At 73.9% G+C, this 17,995-nt stretch carries 19 protein-coding genes; 8 read left to right on the top strand and 11 right to left on the bottom strand.

Annotation, left to right across the window (positions count from 1 at the left end):
* Positions 1-43: 43 nt before the first annotated feature.
* From EV384_RS05675 to mqnE, 4 genes are all read right to left on the bottom strand, one after another.
* A complete protein-coding gene (locus tag EV384_RS05675; RefSeq protein ID WP_130330795.1) occupies positions 44-517 on the bottom strand; it encodes a hypothetical protein in 474 nt (157 codons plus the stop codon).
* A gap of 124 nt (positions 518-641) precedes the next feature.
* Positions 642-923: a DUF4229 domain-containing protein gene (locus EV384_RS05670; protein ID WP_130330793.1), complete on the bottom strand. Its 282-nt coding sequence runs from the start codon at positions 921-923 to the stop codon at positions 642-644.
* 45 nt (positions 924-968) lie between these two features.
* A complete protein-coding gene (locus EV384_RS05665; protein ID WP_130330791.1) occupies positions 969-1,391 on the bottom strand; it encodes a hypothetical protein in 423 nt (140 codons plus the stop codon).
* Positions 1,392-1,401: 10 nt separating this feature from the next.
* Positions 1,402-2,571 carry an aminofutalosine synthase MqnE gene (gene mqnE, locus EV384_RS05660; protein WP_130330789.1) on the bottom strand — a complete coding sequence of 390 codons (1,170 nt, stop codon included), beginning with the start codon at positions 2,569-2,571 and terminating at the stop codon, positions 1,402-1,404.
* Positions 2,572-2,813: 242 nt separating this feature from the next.
* Between mqnE and EV384_RS05655 the strand changes: the two genes are divergently transcribed.
* From EV384_RS05655 to EV384_RS05640, 4 genes are all read left to right on the top strand, one after another.
* Complete coding sequence (locus EV384_RS05655; protein WP_165439879.1) at positions 2,814-4,394, top strand: C40 family peptidase; 1,581 nt, start codon at positions 2,814-2,816, stop codon at positions 4,392-4,394.
* Positions 4,395-4,507: 113 nt separating this feature from the next.
* Positions 4,508-5,944, top strand: a complete 1,437-nt coding sequence (locus tag EV384_RS05650; protein ID WP_130330785.1) for a hypothetical protein — start codon at positions 4,508-4,510, stop codon at positions 5,942-5,944.
* A 208-nt stretch (positions 5,945-6,152) separates the two neighbouring features.
* The gene (locus EV384_RS05645; protein WP_423202887.1) at positions 6,153-7,835 is read left to right on the top strand and encodes a DEAD/DEAH box helicase; all 1,683 of its coding nucleotides are present in this window, start codon (positions 6,153-6,155) and stop codon (positions 7,833-7,835) included.
* A gap of 102 nt (positions 7,836-7,937) precedes the next feature.
* Positions 7,938-8,558, top strand: coding sequence for a putative glycolipid-binding domain-containing protein (locus EV384_RS05640; protein WP_130340265.1), 621 nt, complete (start codon positions 7,938-7,940; stop codon positions 8,556-8,558).
* Between the two features lie 16 nt (positions 8,559-8,574).
* On the opposite strand, the gene cds1 is transcribed toward EV384_RS05640, so the two are convergent.
* From cds1 to EV384_RS05625, 3 genes are all read right to left on the bottom strand, one after another.
* Positions 8,575-9,666 carry an L-cysteine desulfhydrase Cds1 gene (gene cds1 / locus EV384_RS05635; protein WP_130330781.1) on the bottom strand — a complete coding sequence of 364 codons (1,092 nt, stop codon included), beginning with the start codon at positions 9,664-9,666 and terminating at the stop codon, positions 8,575-8,577.
* Between the two features lie 22 nt (positions 9,667-9,688).
* Positions 9,689-10,558, bottom strand: coding sequence for an SDR family NAD(P)-dependent oxidoreductase (locus EV384_RS05630; RefSeq protein ID WP_130330779.1), 870 nt, complete (start codon positions 10,556-10,558; stop codon positions 9,689-9,691).
* A 91-nt stretch (positions 10,559-10,649) separates the two neighbouring features.
* Positions 10,650-11,108 (bottom strand): Lrp/AsnC family transcriptional regulator, encoded by a 459-nt coding sequence (locus EV384_RS05625; RefSeq protein ID WP_130330777.1) that lies wholly within the window; start codon positions 11,106-11,108, stop codon positions 10,650-10,652.
* A gap of 267 nt (positions 11,109-11,375) precedes the next feature.
* Between EV384_RS05625 and EV384_RS05620 the strand changes: the two genes are divergently transcribed.
* Positions 11,376-11,642 (top strand): BldC family transcriptional regulator, encoded by a 267-nt coding sequence (locus tag EV384_RS05620; RefSeq protein WP_130330775.1) that lies wholly within the window; start codon positions 11,376-11,378, stop codon positions 11,640-11,642.
* Positions 11,643-11,668: 26 nt separating this feature from the next.
* On the opposite strand, the gene EV384_RS05615 is transcribed toward EV384_RS05620, so the two are convergent.
* A complete protein-coding gene (locus EV384_RS05615) occupies positions 11,669-12,313 on the bottom strand; it encodes a UbiX family flavin prenyltransferase (RefSeq protein WP_130330773.1) in 645 nt (214 codons plus the stop codon).
* A 207-nt stretch (positions 12,314-12,520) separates the two neighbouring features.
* On the opposite strand from EV384_RS05615, the gene EV384_RS05610 reads away from it, so the two are divergent.
* Complete coding sequence (locus tag EV384_RS05610; RefSeq protein WP_130330771.1) at positions 12,521-13,486, top strand: terpene synthase family protein; 966 nt, start codon at positions 12,521-12,523, stop codon at positions 13,484-13,486.
* A 9-nt stretch (positions 13,487-13,495) separates the two neighbouring features.
* On the opposite strand, the gene mqnP is transcribed toward EV384_RS05610, so the two are convergent.
* Positions 13,496-14,407: a menaquinone biosynthesis prenyltransferase MqnP gene (gene mqnP, locus EV384_RS05605; protein WP_130330769.1), complete on the bottom strand. Its 912-nt coding sequence runs from the start codon at positions 14,405-14,407 to the stop codon at positions 13,496-13,498.
* Entirely contained in the window at positions 14,407-15,867 is a 1,461-nt protein-coding gene (locus EV384_RS05600; protein ID WP_130330767.1) for a menaquinone biosynthesis decarboxylase, read from the bottom strand. The genes mqnP and EV384_RS05600 overlap by 1 nt, the downstream gene beginning before the upstream one ends.
* 132 nt (positions 15,868-15,999) lie before the next feature.
* On the opposite strand from EV384_RS05600, the gene EV384_RS05595 reads away from it, so the two are divergent.
* Positions 16,000-16,872 carry an alpha/beta fold hydrolase gene (locus EV384_RS05595; protein WP_130330765.1) on the top strand — a complete coding sequence of 291 codons (873 nt, stop codon included), beginning with the start codon at positions 16,000-16,002 and terminating at the stop codon, positions 16,870-16,872.
* A gap of 4 nt (positions 16,873-16,876) precedes the next feature.
* Here EV384_RS05595 and EV384_RS05590 read toward each other — a convergent pair whose 3' ends face one another.
* Positions 16,877-17,437: a carboxymuconolactone decarboxylase family protein gene (locus EV384_RS05590; RefSeq protein WP_130330763.1), complete on the bottom strand. Its 561-nt coding sequence runs from the start codon at positions 17,435-17,437 to the stop codon at positions 16,877-16,879.
* Positions 17,438-17,500: 63 nt separating this feature from the next.
* On the opposite strand from EV384_RS05590, the gene EV384_RS05585 reads away from it, so the two are divergent.
* A complete protein-coding gene (locus EV384_RS05585) occupies positions 17,501-17,971 on the top strand; it encodes a MarR family winged helix-turn-helix transcriptional regulator (protein WP_130330761.1) in 471 nt (156 codons plus the stop codon).
* Positions 17,972-17,995: the final 24 nt, after the last annotated feature.

The raw sequence follows: 17,995 nt of genomic DNA, 5'->3' as shown, positions 1-17,995 counted from the left end.
ACGCCCGGCCCGGTCCGCTCAGGACCGGGCCGGGCGCGTGTTCTCAGCCCTGTACCGGCGTCCTGGCGAGCCGGTCGATCGCGGCCTTGTCGCGGCGTCGGGTGGTGATCGTGCGGACCACGATGACCACCCAGGCGATCGCGGCGAGCGCGCCGGCCAGCGTGATCCCCGTGACGAGCAGCCAGGTGGAACCGCCCTCGGCGGAGAAGACCCCCTTGCCTGCCCCGGTGTCCCGCGCGGCTGCGGTGCCACCCGCGGTCAGACCGTCGGGCGCGTCGTAGAGGATGACGTCCGCTGCGCCGCCCTCGGCGGCTTCGAAGTCGCCGTGCCAGGTGCAACTGCGGCGACCGCACTCCTCGCTGACCGCGGTGAACGTGCCCGCCGTGCCGCCGCCGGACTTCGCCTGCCAGGCCGGCCCGACATCGGGCGCGGACATGGCCAAACCGATGATGGCGATGACGGGAAGCCCGACCCAGAGGAAGAACTTCATCCGCCAGCTACTGATCTTCTCAATCACGGTGGCCGACCCTAGCCGGAAGCACCATGGTCCCGCTGCCCCGTTTCCGGCCCGACGGTCGCCGCCGTGGTTCACGCGATCCAGTGGCGGCCTGGTGTCCGCGCCGGCCGCCGAGGTTCCGGGGTCAGCGGCGCTGGTCGCCGGGCTCGCCCTCGGCCGGCTGGTCCTCGCCGGCCAGGGCGGACCGGAGTCGTTCCTTCTCCGCGCGGCGACGCTCCGCCGACTCGGCCATCTCGCCGGCCATCTCGTCCCGCCAGCCGCGGAGCAGGAAGAAGGAGAGCGCGGCGGAGAACACCAGCGCCAGCATCAGCCGCAGGAACATGTTCATCTCGACGAACCAGAGGGCCGCCAGCACGCCGACGAACAGCCCGATCCGGCCCAGCGTGTACTTGACCGCCGCGCTCACGTTCGCACTCCGTTCTCCGCCGCCCGGTCTCCCGGTGCGGGAGGTTCAGCCCGTCCGGCGGGCCAGCCAGTGGACGCCATGAAACCAGATCACCGCGTACGCCAGGGTGAAGACCGCCGCGGCCAGCGCGCCGGAGACCAGCGGCGGCAGCCCGGCCGCCAGCCCGGCCGCCAGCAGCCCGGCGACCACCCCGATCACACCGGCGACCAGCGCCGCGATCACCCGGGCCGCACCGAACTCCCAGGCCCGGAAGTCGTCCCAGAAGAGCCAGAGCGGCAGGATCACCGCCAGCCAGCCGTTGGTCCGGCCGAACCCGCCGGCGCCCATCGTGGCGAACGCCCACTCGAAGAGCACCAGCGCCAGCACCCCGATCACCAGACCGGCGAGACTCACCCCGAGCAGATCACCCAGGGCGAGGATGCGGCCCTCGGCGTCCCGCCGGGGGAAGGCGCGCTGCTGCTCCGTCATCGGTCCGGGGTCAGGCCCAGACCTGCTGCGGCTCGGAGCGCCGCTCGGCCAGCGACGGCGCCTTGTCGTACTCCCGGACCACGTTGTAGCGGGTGTCCCGCTCGACCGGCTGGAAACCGGCGTCCCAGATCAGGTTCAGCAGGTCGTCCCGGTGCATCGTGTTCGGGGTGCCGTACGAGTCGGCGTCGTGGGTGATCTTGTATTCCACGACGGAGCCGTCCAGGTCGTCCACGCCGAAGTTCAGCGAGAGCTGGGCCACCGAGAGGCCGTGCATCACCCAGAAGTTCTTGAGGTGCGGGACGTTGTCGAAGAGCAGCCGGGAGACCGCGAAGGTCTTCAGCGACTCGGCCGGCGAGGCCATGGTGGTCCGGGCCTGGATCCGGTTACGGATCTTGCCGTCCGCCGAGTCGACGAAGTCGTGCTGGTAGCGCAGCGGGATGAAGACCGCGAAGCCGCCGGTCTCGTCCTGCAGCTCGCGCAGCCGCAGCACGTGGTCGACCCGGTGCCGGGGTTCCTCGATGTGGCCGTAGAGCATCGTCGACGGGGTCTTCATGCCCTTCGAGTGGGCCAGCCGGTGGATCCGCGACCAGTCCTCCCAGTGGCAGGCGTGGTCCACGATGTGCTGGCGTACCTCCCAGTCGAAGATCTCCGCGCCGCCACCGGTCAGCGACTCCAGGCCGGCGTCCATCAGCTCGTCGAGGATCTCGTCGGCGCTCAGGCCGCTGATCTTCTCGAACCACTGCACCTCGGTCGCGGTGAAGCACTTGAGCTTGACGTTCGGCAGCGCCGCCTTCAGTTCGCGCAGCACCTTCGGGTAGTAGCGCCAGGGCAGGGTCGGGTGCAGGCCGTTGACGATGTGCAGCTCGGTGAGCTGCTCGTCCTCCATCTCCTTGGCCTTGCGGACCGCCTCGTCGATGCGCATCGTGTACGCGTCCTTCTCGCCCGGCTTGCGCTGGAAGGAGCAGTACGCGCACGAGGCGGAGCAGACGTTGGTCAGGTTGAGGTGCCGGTTGACGTTGAACATCACCCGGTCGCCGTTCATCTCGGTGCGCTTGTGGTGGGCCAGCCGGCCCAGCCAGGCGAGGTCGTCGCTGTCGTAGAGGGCGATCCCGTCCTCGCGGGTCAGCCGCTCGCCCGCGTACACCTTCGCTTCGAGCTCGCGCTTGAGTCCGGCGTCCATCGAAAGCCACGTCCCTTCCACCTGCGGTCCCGGTCGAGCGTACGTCGGCCCTCCGACGGTCCGGCGGGCCGGTCAACCCCAGCGATGAACTTCACCGGACTTCCAGCCCACCGTCACCCTCCGCGCATCGACATCCCTGCGTCCGTGAGGTAAGACAGGGTGGGGCGGAACACACACTGGTACCGTCCCGGATCACCGCGCCCAACAGGGCGCGGAACACGCCGGACCGGACGGGGAGCGGAATGGTCGACAGCGCACGGGGCCGACGACAGCGACGCGGAAACCCGGTGATCTCGCCGGTGCTGCGTCCGGCGCTCTGGTCCGCGCTGCTCGGCGCGGTGGCCGCCGCCGCGCTGGCCACCCCGGCCTGGGCCGAACCACCGCTGCCCGACACGGTCCCCGACACCGGGTCCCGCCCGGTCGTCGCCGGCGGCCTGCGGCTGCCCGGCTCGGTCCCGGGCCTGCCCGGCGCCGGCCTGCCGGGCGCCTTCGGCACGACCCCCGGCGCGGCGACCGCCAACCCCGGCGACGGCCCGCTCATCGCCCAGATCAACGCGGCGGACGCGCTGGTCGGTCAGCTCGGCGACGACCTGCTCCAGATCAAGGGCCAGCGGGACGAGGCCCAGGCCCAGCTCGCCCTCGCCGCCACCGAACTCCAGCGGGCCCACGAGGCGCTCCTGGCCGCCCAGGAGAGCGCCAAGGCCGCCGCCGCCGACGCGGTCAAGGCCGCCGCCGCGCTGCCCCCCGGCGAGTTCGGCGCCGACCTGCACGACTTCAGCATGCTGCAGCGGATCACCCGCGGCGACAAGGCCGAGGGCGCGACCACCGCGGTGGCCGGCGAGGTGGCCCGGGCCACCGCGGCCGAGAACATCGCCCGGGAGGCGCACGCCGCCGCCGAGGCGCGGGTCCAGGAGCGCAACGCCGCGTACGCGACGGCCGAGGCGGCCCTGCACCGGCAGGAAGCCGCGCTGCTCAAGCTGCGCAAGGACAACGCCGCGCGGCTGGTCGAGATCGAGAAGCGCGAGGACGCCGCCGAGCAGCAGATCGGCGCGTCGTACGTCAACAGCCAGAGCGTGAGCGGGCTGGTCGCCGACCCGCGGGCGCAGGCCGCCGTGCGGTACGCCCTGGCCCAGCTCGGTGACCCCTACCTCTGGGCGGCGGAGGGACCGGACCGGTTCGACTGCTCCGGCCTGATGCTCGCCGCGTACCAGTCAGCCGGGTACCACGACCTGCCCCGGGTCTCCCGGGACCAGTACTACGCCACCCGCTCCCGCACCGTGGATCCCGCCGCCCTGCTCCCGGGTGACCTGCTCTTCTTCGCCTCCGGCAGCAGCTGGCAGAGCATCCACCACGTCGCGATGTACATCGGTGGTGGCAAGATGGTCGAGGCGCCGCGCACGGGTGACGTCGTCAAGATCTCGGTCGTCCGGTGGACCCGGCTCTACGCCGCGACCCGGGTCGTCGGCGCGGTGCCCGCCCCGGCCATCCCGGTGCCGCTGCCCACCCAGACGACCACCCCGCCGAGGCCGGGCACGACGCCGACGCCGACCCCGACGCCCAGCCGGACGGCCACCCCGAAGCCGACCCGGACGGCGACGCCGAAGCCCACGACCACGACGCCGAGCCCCAGCACCAGCACCAGCCCGTCGACCTCGCCGTCGCCGAGCACGTCCCCCTCGCCGTCGCCGACGCCGAGCACGGACCCCTCGCCGTCCGAGTCGACCAGCCCGGCGACGAGCAGCGAGCCCGCTCCGACCGACAGCGCCGCCCCGACCGACAGCACCTCGGACGGCACCTCGAGCAGCCCGAGCACGAGCGGCTGACCGCAACCGTCCACTCCGGCTGTGCTGCCGGGCCGATCTGTGGCACGGTGAGATCCAGGCACTCCCGGGCCGCCCGCCGCGGTCCGGGTGCGAGCGTGGGCGCGGAGGCGAGCATGGGCGAGCTAGAGGTTCCGGCGGGGACGGTCCATCCGGGATCCGTGCCCAGCACCGACCGGCCGGCCGATCCCGCACCGGGCCGGGTGGCGGCCGACCCGACGGACGACGGGGGCTCGGTGGGAACGAGCCCCGGCGTGGCCCGCGGCCGGGTCAGCGTGGCCGCCACGGCCGCACCCGCGGACGGCGAGGGGCCGGCCGCACCGGCCACCGCCACCACGTACCGGGCGGGCAGCCCGGCGGGGGCGGCGCCGCTGGACCGGCGTCAGCCCGGCGCCACCGTCGCGCCGCCCTCCACCTGGTCCGGCTTCGCCGCCGCCGAGCGGCCCGCCGATCCCGACCCGGACCGGTCGGCCGCCCCGGACGACGCCTCGGCCGGCCGCGCACCAGCCCCGACCGTCTCCGGATCCGCCCGGGTCGCCGCCTCACCCGCCCCACCCGCGCCGGAGGCCTCGACGCCGGGCCCGGCGGTGCCGGGGCAGCGCGACGCGGCCGAGGGGGCATCCGCCCGGGCCAGCGCCTCGGTGCCGGGGCTGCGCCGGATCTCCGCCGACGAGGAGGGCGCCGCCGACGCCGCGGTGGCCGCGAAGGCCGGCGGCACCACGATCTACCGGGCCGGGCCCGTCAATCCCGAGCCGCCCGAGCCGGCGCAGCCGCCGGAGCCGGCCCAGCCCCCGGTGCCGCCCACGCCGGAACCCGAGCCGGTTCCCACGCCCGTACCGGGACCGACGCCACCCTCGCCCGCGCCGCCCGTGCCGGCACCGAAGCCCCCCTCCCCGGCGCCGCCGGTGCCCGCGCCGCCCCGGCCGACACCGCCCGGGCCGACGCCGCCCGGGCCGGTACCGCCGATTCCCGGGCCACCGGTGCCGCCGCCCGGGCCGCCGGTGCCCGCGCCACCGCCGCCACCGGGCCCGATGCCCGCCCCGCCGTTCCCGCCCCCGCCCGCCATGGCCACCCCGGCGGGCGGGCCGGTCTCCGCACCACCGGTGGTGCCGGCGCCCGCGCTGCCGAGCTGGCCACCGTCGACCAACCCCACCGACCACCGCACCGCCGGGCGCGGCCGCGTCGCCGCCCACCCCTACCCGACCAGCGCGCCGCCGGCCGCGGACCGCCCGGTCAGCGCGCTGCCCGCCGCCGGGCGCCCCGGCCCGCTCCCCTACCGGGGCGGCCCGGACCTGGCCGGCACGGCCTACGGCGGCACCGAGGGGCCCGGCTTCGCCACCGTGTCGCTCCCGACGGGCAACCCGCTGGAGAATTCCGGCTCGCTGACCGGGCACATCCTGGCCCAGGGCTGGGCCGAGGACGCCCCGACGACCCGGTCCAGCAACACGAAGGTGGTCATCGTGCTGGCCGCGTCGCTGGGTCTGCTGATCGCGATCAGCCTGGTGGTGGTCTTCCTGGCCAACGACGCGTTGAGCGGGATGACCGGCCGATGACCGGCGGGTGACGGGTCGGCGGGAGCATGGTGAGCCCGCCCACTACGGCCTCGCGGTGCGGTGGCGGCTCTGGCGCGCCGCCGTACACTTGGGTAGATCACTGACCTGGCGCGCCTGTCACGCGCCCATGGGCGATCTTGCGGGCGATTCGGCGGCATTCAGCCGCAGCGGGCCATCGCGAAGATGCGCCCCGCTCGAAAGGCATTTCTTGACCACCTTTGCTGACCCCGGCACGTCCCCGTCCGCCCACGACGCCCCGGCGCAGGAGAACCGCGCCGACGTCGACACCCCCGACTTCGCCGCGCTGGGACTGCCCCGGCAGCTCGTCGCCGCGCTGGCCCGCCAGGGCATCACCACCCCGTTCGAGATCCAGCGGGCCACCCTGCCGGACGCCCTCGCCGGCCACGACGTGCTCGGCCGGGGCCAGACCGGCTCCGGTAAGACCCTCGCCTTCGGCCTGCCGCTGATCGCCCGGCTCGCCGAGCGCAACCGGGCCCGCCCGCTGCACCCCCGGGCCCTGATCCTGGTGCCCACCCGGGAACTGGCCATGCAGGTCAACGACGCGCTGATGCCGCTCGGCAAGGCCGTCGGCATCTTCGTCAAGACCGCCGTCGGTGGCGTGCCGTACGACCGGCAGATCGACGCGCTCCGCCGGGGTGTGGAGATCATCGTCGCCACCCCGGGCCGCCTCGGCGACCTGGTCTCGCGCGGCGTCTGCAACCTGGACGACATCGAGATCACCGTGCTCGACGAGGCCGACCAGATGGCCGACATGGGCTTCCTGCCGGAGGTCACCGACCTGCTGGCGAAGACCCCGGCGGGCGGCCAGCGGCTGCTCTTCTCCGCCACCCTGGACGGCGACGTCGACTCGCTGGTCAAGCGGTTCATGACCGACCCGGTCACCCACTCGACCGCGCCGTCGACCGCGTCGGTGTCCACCATGGACCACCACCTGCTGCTGATCCCGCCGCACGACAAGTTCGCGGTCGCCGCCTCCATCGCTGCCCGCTCCGGCCGGACGATGCTCTTCGCGCGTACCCAGCTCGGCGTCGACCGGCTGGTCGAGCAGCTCGCCGCGGTGGGCGTACGCGCCGGTGGGCTGCACGGCGGCAAGACCCAGCGGATGCGTACCAAGACCCTGGCCGAGTTCCGCGAGGGTCGGATGAACGTGCTGGTCGCCACCGACGTGGCGGCCCGCGGCATCCACGTCGACGGGGTCTCGCTGGTGCTGCACGTCGACCCGCCGAAGGACCCGAAGGACTACCTGCACCGGGCGGGGCGTACCGCCCGGGCCGGCGAGTCGGGCGCGGTGGCCACCCTGGTGCTGCCGAAGCAGCGCCGGACCACCCTGGCCATGCTGGAGAAGGCCGGAGTCGCGCCGGCGGAGGCCCGGGTCCGGGCCGGCGACCCGGCCCTCGCGGAGCTGATCGGCGCGCGCGAGCCCAGCGGGGTGCCGGTCCGCCAGGAGCCGCAGGAGCAGCGCCGCTACGGCGACCGCCCGTCCGGCCCGCGCCGCTTCGGCGACCGGGACGGCCGGCGCTTCGGCGACCGCGGCTCCTTCGACGGCCGCGGCGAGCGCCGGTCCGGCGACCGGGGCGACCAGCGCTTCGGCCGCCCGACCGGCGAGCGGCGCTTCGAGGACCGCCCCACCGGCGAGCGGCGCTTCGGCGACCGCCCCACCGGCGAGCGGCGCTTCGAGGACCGGCCGACCGGCGAGCGGCGCTTCGGTGACCGGGACGCCCGGGACGAGCGTACGTTCGGCGAGCGGGGCGGCGAGTTCCGGTCGGCGGACCGCCGGGGCGGGTTCCGTCCCGAGGGTCGGGGCCAGGACGACCGGCCGCGCGACGACCGGCGGGGCTTCGGCGGGCGACCGCCGGCGCGTACCCACTGACCTGACGCCCGGACGCCGCCGCGGAGCATTCGCTCCGCGGCGGCGTTTCCGCATCCCGCGCCGGCGTCCGCGCCGTGGCGTAACGTCCGGTTCATGCCGACCATGCCGAAGTCGCTCTTCTGGACCAGGACGGACATCGCCGGGGCGGAGCATGTCGTCCTCGACGGCCAACAGGGACTCGCCGCGCGGGGCGTGGCGCTGGCGGTGGACCCGATCCCCTACACCTGCCGGTACCAGCTCACCGTCGGCCCGGACTGGGCGGCGACCCGGCTGGAGGCGGCGGCCGAGGGGGCCGGCTGGTCGCGGAGCGTACGGCTGGAACGCGCCGGGGACGGCTGGCGGGTGCGGACCGGCGAGGAGGGTGACCTGGACGCGGCGTTGCGGGCGGCCGGGCACGCCCCGGTTGGGCTGCCGGGCACGGACGACCCGAACCGACTGGCGGACGCGCTCGACATCGACCTGGGCGGCTCCCCGCTCTTCAACACCCTGCCGGTACGCCGCCTCGGGCTGAGCCGGGTGCCGGCGGACCAGGCCCGCCGGGTGGACGTCGCCTGGGTGCTCGTGCCGAGCCTGGCCGTGGTTCCCGCCGAGCAGGTCTACACGTCGCTCGGGCCCGGCCGGGTGCGCTTCGCCAGCGACACCTTCGCCGCGGACCTGGACGTCGATCCGGACGGCTTCGTGGTGCGCTACCCGGGCCTCGCCGAGCGGGTCGACCCCCGCTGATCCCGGACCGACTTGGTCAGGCCGGCCAGGCGCCGGTGGCCAGGAAGCGGTCGATGGTGGCCAGGTGCGGGGCGAGGTCCAGCCCCTGCCGGGCCACCCAGTCGTCGGCGTAGTACGTGTCGGCGTACCGGTCGCCGGCGTCGCAGATGAGGGTGACCACGGACCCGGTCCGCCCCACCGCCAGCATCTCGGCGATCAGTCCGAACGCGCCCCACAGGTTGGTGCCGGTCGAGCCGCCGACCCGGCGGCCGAGCACGGTGGAGCCGGCCCGCATGGCGGCCAGCGAGGCGGCGTCCGGCACCTGGACCATCCGGTCCACCACCGAGGGCAGGAAGGACGCCTCGACAGAGGGCCGGCCGATGCCCTCGATCCGGGAGCCGCGGTCGGTCCGCACCGACCAGTCGCCGGCCTGCCAGGCCGGGTAGAAGGCGGAGTTCTCCGGGTCGACCACGCAGAGCTTGGTGGGCAGCCGCCGGTAGCGGGCGTACCGGCCGATGGTGGCGCTGGTGCCGCCGGTCCCGGCGCCCACCACCACCCAGGCCGGCACGGGGTGCCGCTCCAGCGAAAGCTGCGCGTAGATGGACTCGGCGATGTTGTTGTTGCCCCGCCAGTCGGTGGCCCGCTCGGCGTAGGTGAACTGGTCCATGAAGTGCCCGCCGGAGTCCTCGGCGAGCCAGCGCGCCTCGATCACCACCTTCGCCGGGTCCTGGACCAGGTGGCAGCGGCCGCCCTGGAACTCGATCTGGGCGATCTTCTCGGGCGAGGTGGAGGCGGGCATGACCGCGATGAACGGCAACCCCAGCATCCGGGCGAAGTACGCCTCGGAGACGGCGGTCGAGCCGGAGGAGGCCTCGAGGATGGTGGTGTCCGGGCCGATCCAGCCGTTGCAGAGCCCGTAGAGGAAGAGCGACCGGGCGAGCCGGTGCTTCAACGAGCCGGTGGGGTGCACCGACTCGTCCTTCAGGTAGAGGTCGATGCCCCATGCGCGGGGCAGCGGGAAGGGCAGCAGGTGGGTGTCGGCGGACCGGTTGGCGTCGGCCTCGACCGTGGCGATCGCCTCGGTCACCCACGTCCGGCTGGCCTCGTCGCACCGGTCCAGATGTGTCACGTCGGCAACGTTACAAGCGAGGTCAGCTCGGGTTCGGGCCGACCCGGCGGCGCTGCCGGCGCTGGCCGGCCCGGCCGGTGGCCCGGACCACCGGGGTCAGCGCGAGCGCCAGCCGGGGCAGCGCGTCGAGGAGCCGTACCTGGGCGCCTCGCCAGCGCGGCAGGCTGACCACCGGACGCGGCCGGCGGGCCAGCCGCGCGGCCCGCGCGGCCACCCGCTCCGGCGTCAGCATCGACCCGGTGAAGGAGGCCAGCGCGCCGGGGTCGTCGAGCCGGTCGTGCAACATCGGCGTCCAGATCCCGTCCGGGCAGAGACAGGACACGTGTACACCCCGGAGCCCGGCCATCCGCAGGTCGGACAGGGTGCCCAGGCTGAACGCGAGCAGGGCGTGCTTGCTGGCGGCGTAGACCGTCTCGCCGGGCGCGGCGATCAGCCCGGCGAGGGAGACGACGTTGAGCACGTGCCCGTGGCCCTGGGGCCGCATGACCTCCAGCGCGGCGAGGGTGCCGTTCATCGCGCCGAGGGCGTTCACCTCGACCAGCCGGCGGCGGGTCGCCGCGTCGTGCGTCCAGGACGGCCCGGTGACCAGGATTCCGGCGTTGTTCACCCAGAGCCCGAGCCCGCCGGCCGCCCCGCCCGCCGCCTCGGCGGCGACCGCGGCGCAGGCCGCCTCGTCGCGGACGTCCAGTGCCCGGGACCAGCCACCGAACGGCGCCGCGGCGGCGGCCACCGCGTCGGCGTCCAGGTCGGTCAGGAGCACGGTCCAGCCGTCGGCGTGCAGGGCGGCGGCGATCGCCCGTCCGAGCCCGCCCGCCGCCCCGGTCACCACGGCCGCTCCCGGCGCTCCGGCCGCTCCGGTCCCCGCGGCCGCTCCGGGCGCTGGCGTCGTCATCGACGCACGGTATCGCCGGGAGCCGGCCCGCGCCAGCGCCGGTCCCGGGTGACTCATTCACGACATCAGCTTGGTAGCGCCCGTCCCGGGGTCAGGAGGCGGAGGGCGCGATGGGCTGGGGGCGGTTCTCCCACTTGGTCGACAGGGCGATCCCGGTGCGGGTGGAGGCCACGCCCGGGGTGCGGTTCAGCCGGACGATCAGCTGCTCCAGCTCGGCGATCGTGCCCACCCGCGCCTTCAGCAGGAACGACTCCACCCCGGCCATGAAGTAGCAGGACTCGATCTCCGGCATCCGCCGGAACGCCTCCAGCACGTCGTCGGTGTCCCCGCCGGAGTCCTCGACGATGCCGATCAGCGCGGTCACGCCGAGCCCGATCGCCTCCGGCTCCACCTCGGCCCGGTACGCCCGGATGACCCCGCTGGACTCCAGCTTGCCGACCCGTTCGTGTACCGCCGGGGCGGAGAGGCCGACCTGGCGGGCCAGCTCGGCGTACGACAGGCGGGCATTGCCGCGCAGCAGCTCAACAAGGCTCAGGTCGATCGCGTCCACGGAGTGTGACCCTAGCCCTCCGGGCGTAACGTCCGACGCCGGCATCAGTTGAAGGTGACAACATGTACCCATTCACAAACTGATGGTCATGGGAGTTCTCTGCCGGTACCATTTACTAACTTCTCAAGCCGTGCGTTTTTCGCGTTTGGCGGACAGGCCAGCTCGCTGGTGCTGTAATTGCCATACGTCCCTCATGACGGCTCTGGGCTCGCACCGGCCGGGGGCAGTGTGTTCAGCCGGGGGCTTCGTCGACGCGAGGAGGGGGCTGTGGACACTGGAGATCGCCTGCTGACACCGGGTGAGGTCGCCGCGCTGTTTCGGGTTGACCCGAAGACTGTGACGAGATGGGCGGCGGCCGGCCGGATAGGCAGCATCCGGACTCCAGGCGGGCATCGCCGGTTTCGGGAATCCGAGGTGCGGGCCCTGCTTGAGGGGGAGGGCATGCTGGACGAGGCGGAGGACATGGGCAAGCCACGCAACATGGGCCCGACCGCCTCGACCGGCCCCGGACCGGCCAACGCCGGCATGTACTGAGTGCGGATCGGCACGCGGACCGGCCGTCAGGTCCGGTCCGCGTTCCGTTGCGCCGCGGCCAGCTCGCCCGACCAGCGACGGAAGAGCGTGTGCGGTACGCCGAGCGCGTCCAGCACCTTGCCGGCCACGAAGTCGACCAACTGCTGCGCCGAGGCGGAGGCGCCCGCGCCGTAGAAGCCCGGGCTGGCCGGCAGCACGACCGCACCGGAGTCGTGCAGCGCGATGAGATGCTCCAGGTGGCTGCGGGTCACCGGGGTCTCCCGGGGCACCACCACCACCGGCCGCCGCTCCTTCAGGTTGACCTCGGCCGCCCGCTGCAGCAGGTCCTTGGAGAGCCCGATCGCGATGCCCGCGCAGGCCGCCGTGCTCGCCGGCACCACCGCCATGCCGCGTACCCGGTAGGAGCCGCTGCTCGGGCCGGCGGCCAGGTCGCCCGCCGGCCAGTGCCGCAGGTCCGCGCCGGTCAGCTCGCGGCCCAGCCAGGCGGCCAGGTCGTCGGCCCAGTGCCCGTCCCGAAAGGGACGACCGGTCTCGTCGAGAATGGTCAGCCGGGCCGCCCGGGAGACGATCAGGTCCACCGCCTCGCCGGCGTCGAGCAGGCCCCGCACGACGGCTGCCGCGTACGGCGTGCCGGAGGCCCCGGAGACGCCGACCACCCATGGTTCGCGCATACGACAAGCCTGCCTGGTCGGCGGCGGGGACCGGCGGGCACCCCGCCTTACCGGTCCGGAGCGTCCCCCTTGTCCCGGGACCACCGCCGTTGTCCCGGCGGGCCACGACCGTCGCGGCGACCTGCCATGCTTCCGTCGGCGATCCACGACCGTCGCGGCGACCTGCCATGCTTCCGTCGGCGATCCACGGCCACGGGAGGGATCGGGATGACGGAGGCGGTGCTCCGGTCGCTGCGGTCCGACTGCCCGCTCGCGCCCCGACTCTCCCCGTACGCCGACCGCACCCAGCAGTGGCTGCCCGACCAGCTCGTCGGCCTCGGCCTGCCCCTGGACGCGGTGGCCCTGGACCGGCTGCGCCGGGCGGGCTTCGCCCGGTACGCCGGCCGGCTCTACCCGGACGCCGCCGAGTCGGACCTGCGCGTGCTGACCGTCCTGTTCACCTGGTTCTTCCTGGTCGACGACGCCTGCGACCGGCCGGACCGGCTGACGCCGCCGCAGATCCGCGCGCTCCGCGACGGGGTGCTCGCCCTGCTGCGCGAGGGGCCTCGGGCGCGTCATCCCGGCTTCTCGGGGCCGCTGCGGCGGCTGCTGGTGCAGGCCTGGCGGGAGCCCCGACGGCGGATGCCGGCCCGCTGGCGGCTGCGCTTCACCGACGCGGTCGCCCACCACCTGGACGGCGCCTGGCGGGAGGCGGTCGCGAAGGCCGCCGGCCGGGCCCCCGGGGTCGCCGAGTACGTGGAGCTGCGCCGGGCGACCTCGGCGGCGTACGTGTCGTACCCACTGATCGAGTTCGCGACCGGCCGGTCGCTGCCCGACGCGGTCTACCACCATCCCGTGCTGCGCCGGATCGCCGAAGTCGGCAACGATCTGCTCTCCTGGTTCAACGACCTGGCGTCGCTGGACCAGGACCGGGCCAGCGCCGGTGGCCACAACCTGGTGCTGGCGATGGCGACCGAGCACGGGGTGCCGGTGGAGACCGCGGTGGAGCTGGTGGCCGAGCGCTGGCGGGCGGGGATGGCCCGGTTCGTCGCGCTGCGCGCCGCGGTGCCGTCGTTCGGTCCGGCGCTGGACGAGGCGGTCACCGCCCACCTCGACGGGGTCGCCCACGCGGTGCGCGGCACGGTGGACTGGACGTTGGAGAGCGGCCGCTACCCGGTCGCCCCCGCGTCCTGACCCCGCCGCTCAGGGTCGCAGGTCGAGGCGGACCACCAGGTCGAGCACGGCGAAGACGAAGAGCGCGATGCCGACGAAGCCGTTGGCGGTGAAGAACGCCCGGTTGACCTTGCTGAGGTCGGTGGGGCTGACCACCAGGTGCTGGTAGCCGAAGGCGACCGCGGTGAACGCCAGCCCGATCCACCAGAGCCAGCCGAAGCCGACCAGGGCGCCGAACCAGATGAAGAGCGCGAAGGTGACCACGTGCGCGACGGTGGAGGCGTGCAGCGCGAAGCGCAGCCCGTAGCGCGCGGGGACGCTGTGCACGCCGATCTCCCGGTCCACGTCGGCGTCCTGGCAGGCGTAGATCAGGTCGAAGCCGCCGATCCAGAGGCCGACGGCCGCGCCGAGCAGCCAGGCCGGCCAGGAGCCGGCGAGGGTGCCGGTGACCGCGAGCCAGGCGCCGACCGGGCCGACCGCCTGGGCGATCGCCAGGATGGCGTGCGGCCAGTTGGTGAACCGCTTGCCGTACGGGTAGACGACCAGCGGGATCACCGCGAGCGGGGCGAGCACCAGGCAGAGCGGGTTGAGCAGGGCGGCGGCGGCGAGGAAGACGACCAGCGCGACGGCCGCGCCGGTCCAGGCCGTCCGCACGCTCACCGCCCCGGTGACCAGTTCCCGGTTCGCGGTGCGCGGGTTCCGGGCGTCGATCCGGCGGTCGAGGATCCGGTTGGCGGCCATCGCGAACGTCCGCGCCCCGACCATCGCGACGGTGATCAGCAGCAGGTCGAGCCAGCGGACCCGCCCGCCGTCGACCCGCATCGCGGTCAGCGCCGACAGGTACGCGAACGGCAGCGCGAAGACCGAGTGCTCGATCGCGACCAGTTTGAGGAAGGACTTCACCCGGCCCGGCTTCTCGGCCGGCGCGTCGAGGACGGCCATCAGATCCCGTACTCCTTCCAGCGCTTGTCGACCAGCGAGACCACCTCGGGCGACATCGACATCTCCTCCGGCCAGCCCCGGCTGTAGCCCTCGGTGGGCAGCTTGCGGGTCGCGTCGACGCCCACCTTGCCGCCCCAGAACTGCTGGTACGAAGCGTGGTCGAGGTGGTCCACGGGCCCCTCGGTGAGGAGCAGGTCGCGGGCGTAGTCGACGTTGCCGAAGGCGCGGAAGGCGACCTCGTTGTAGTCGTGCACGTCGCAGTCCTCGTCGACGATCACGATCAGCTTGGTCAGCGACATCAGGTGCGCGCCCCAGATCGCGTTCATCACCTTCTGCGCGTGCTTCGGGTAGCGCTTGCGGATCGACACGATCGCGCAGTTGTGGAAGACCCCGGCGGCCGGCAGGTCGTAGTCGACGATGTCCGGGATCAGCAGCTTGAGCAGCGGCTGGAAGATCCGCTCGGTGGCCTTGCCCAGGCCGTGGTCCTCCTGGGGCGGCTTGGACGTGATGATCGAGTGGTAGACCGGGTCGCGCTGCATGGTCATGGCCTCGATGTGCAGCACCGGGAACGGCTCGACCGGGGTGTAGAAGCCGGTGTGGTCGCCGAACGGGCCCTCGGGCAGCCGCTCGCCGGGCTCCAGGTAGCCCTCCAGCACGATCTGGGCGTGCGCCGGCACCTGGAGCGGCACGGTGAGGCAGTCGACCATCTCGACCCGCTCGCCGCGCAGGAAGCCGGCGAACAGGTACTCGTCGATGTCGCCGGGAAGCGGTGCGGAGGCGGCGTAGCTGACCACCGGGTCGCAGCCGATCGCGATCGCGACCGGCAGCCGCTGGCCGAGCCGCTCGGCGACCGCGTGGTGGGCGGTGGAGTCCTTGTGGATCTGCCAGTGCATGCCGAGGGTGTTCGGGCCGTGCTGCTGGAGCCGGTAGAGGCCGAGGTTGCGCTTGCCGGTCTCCGGGTGCTTGGTGTGGGTCAGCCCGTAGTTGTGGAAGATCCCGCCGTCGCCGGGCCAGACCTGGAGGCCGGGCAGCCGGTTCAGGTCGACGTCGTCGCCCCGGTAGACCACCTGCTGGCAGGGGGCGGTCTTCACCTTGCGCGGCGGCACCGACTTGAGCTGCATGACCTTGCCGAGGCCCTCGCGGATGCCGGACCAGCCGACCGGCAGCTCCGGCTTGATCAGCGCGCCGATCCGCTCGCCGATCTCGTCGAGGGAGTCGACGCCGAGCGCCATCGCCATCCGCTTCTCGGTGCCGAAGAGGTTGATCGCGACCGGCATCTCGCCCCGGGTGGGGCGCTCGAAGAGCAGCGCCGGGCCGCCGGCCCGGACGGTCCGGGTGACCACCTCGCTGATCTCCAGGGTGGGGTCGACCGGGACGCTCACCCGCCGCAGCTCGCCCGCGCGCTCCAGCGCCGCGAGGAAGTCCTTGAGATCGGTGTACGGGAAGCCACGAGCCGCCATGTCAGCCAGTCTCCCGCACCGGTCTCCCGGTCGCCCAAGCCGGGTGGTGTGACGCGGCCGATGCCGCCGCCGGCCGGGCATGGCCGGGCTGGCGGCGGGTAGTCGAGCCGTCCGACGGCGGAGGGGACGGTGATGGGCGAGGGACGGCTCCCGGCGGGGTTCGCCGAGCAGCGGGCGCAGGTCGGCGAGATCACGCTGAACTACCTGCGGGGCGGCGACGGTCCCCCGCTGGTGCTGCTGCACGGCTATCCGCAGTGCTGGCACATGTGGCGGCACCTGCTGCCCGAGCTGGGGCGCTCGTTCGAGGTGGTCGCGCCGGACCTGCGCGGCTTTGGCGACAGCGACACCCCGGCCGGCGGGTACGACAAGAAGACAGTCGCCGCCGACCTGCACGGCCTGCTCACCGGGCTCGGCCTGACCGGCGACATCCGGCTGGTCGGCCACGACCTGGGCACCATGGTCGCGTACGCCTACGCCGCCGCCCATCCCGACGTGGTGTCCCGGCTGGTGCTCACCGAGGCGCCCATCCCGGACGAGAGCATCTACGCCTTCCCGGCCCTGACGGCCGCCGGGCCGGCGGTGTGGAACTTCGGCTTCTTCAGCCTGACCAACGGCCTGCCGGAGCAGCTGATCACCGGCCGGGAGACGCTCTGGGTGGACCGCTTCACCGACTCGATCATGGTGAACAAGGGCAGCATCGGCCCGGACGACGTCGAGGAGTACGCCCGGCACCTGCGCGAACCGGACCATCTGCGGGCCAGCTTCGACTGGTTCCGGGCGTTCGGGCAGGACGTGGCGGACAACGCCGCGTACCGGTCGACGAAGCTGCCGATGCCGGTCCTCGCGGTCGGCGCCCGGGCGAGCCTCGGCGAGCAGGTGGCCGCGCAGGTCCGCGGGTATGCCGACACGGTCACCGGCGAGGTGGTCGAGGACTGCGGCCACTGGCTCTTCGAGGAGCGGCCGGCCGAGCTGGCCGCCCTGCTGCTGCCCTTCCTGCGCGGCTGATGCCTCACCCGGCCGGCTGCCAGGCGTACGCGGCCAGCGGCGGGTCGAGCGGCGCGTCGGTGAGCCGGTTCGCGAAGGTCGAGATGGTGTAGGTCCCGACGCCGAGCACCACGTCGAGGGCGTGCCGGGGCTGCCAGCCGGCGTCGAGGAAGGCGGCCAGCTCGTCGTCCGGGACGGCGCCCCGGTGGTCGAGGACGGCCAGGGTGAACCGGCGCAGCGCCGCGAGCCGGGCGTCGGGCGGCTCGGTCCCGTCGCGCAGGGCGGCGATCAGCTCCGGGGCGCCGCCGTGTCGCTCCAGCGTGGCGGTGTGCATCGCCACGCAGATGTGGCATTCGTTCCGGGTGGCGACGGTGAGCACGACCACCTCCCGGGCGACCGGGTCGAGGTCGGTGGACTCGAAGGTGGCGGCGGCGGTGAGGAAGCCCTTGAGCAGCTCGGGGGACTCCGACATCAGGCCGACGCCGGTGGGCAGGTGGCCGAGTTTGCGGTGGATGCCGGCCATGGTCGGACGCGCGGCGGCGGGCGCGGTGTCGGGCGTGTGGACGGTGAAGACCGGTCGGGACATGCCGACCCCTCTCGGATAAGATGGTCAATGTGGTTGACCAAATAGTAAACCTGGTTGTCGAACATGGCAACACCTGACCGCCCCGGCTTCGTGCTGCCCCTGCTGCTGCTGGCTGGCTTCCGCACGCTCATCGACGACCTGCACGCCGAGCTGGCCCGGCAGGGGCACCCGGAGCTACGACCCGCGCACGGCTTCGTCCTCCAGGCCGTCGGCCCGGACGGCACCACCGCCTCCGAGCTGGGCCAGCGCCTCGGCGTCTCCAAGCAGGCGGCCGGCAAGACGGTGGACCGGCTGGTCGCCCTCGGCTACCTGGAACGCGCCGACGACCCCGCCGACGCCCGACGCAAGCTGGTCCGGATGACGGAGCGCGGGGTGGACGGGCTGCGCCGCTCGGCGGTCGTCTTCGACGAGCTGCGCGACCGCTGGTCGGCGACGCTGGGCCCCGAGCGCGTCGCCGCGATGGAGGACGACCTGCGCGCGGTCGCCTCGGCCGACTTCTTCCGCCTCGACGTCCCCGGCTGGTTCGGCGCCTGACCGGCGGGCCGCGGGGCGGGAGCT

It is taken from the genome of Micromonospora kangleipakensis (genome assembly GCF_004217615.1).
In the GTDB taxonomy this organism is placed as follows: domain Bacteria; phylum Actinomycetota; class Actinomycetes; order Mycobacteriales; family Micromonosporaceae; genus Micromonospora; species Micromonospora kangleipakensis.
This window is presented reverse-complemented; position numbering and strand designations above follow the sequence as displayed.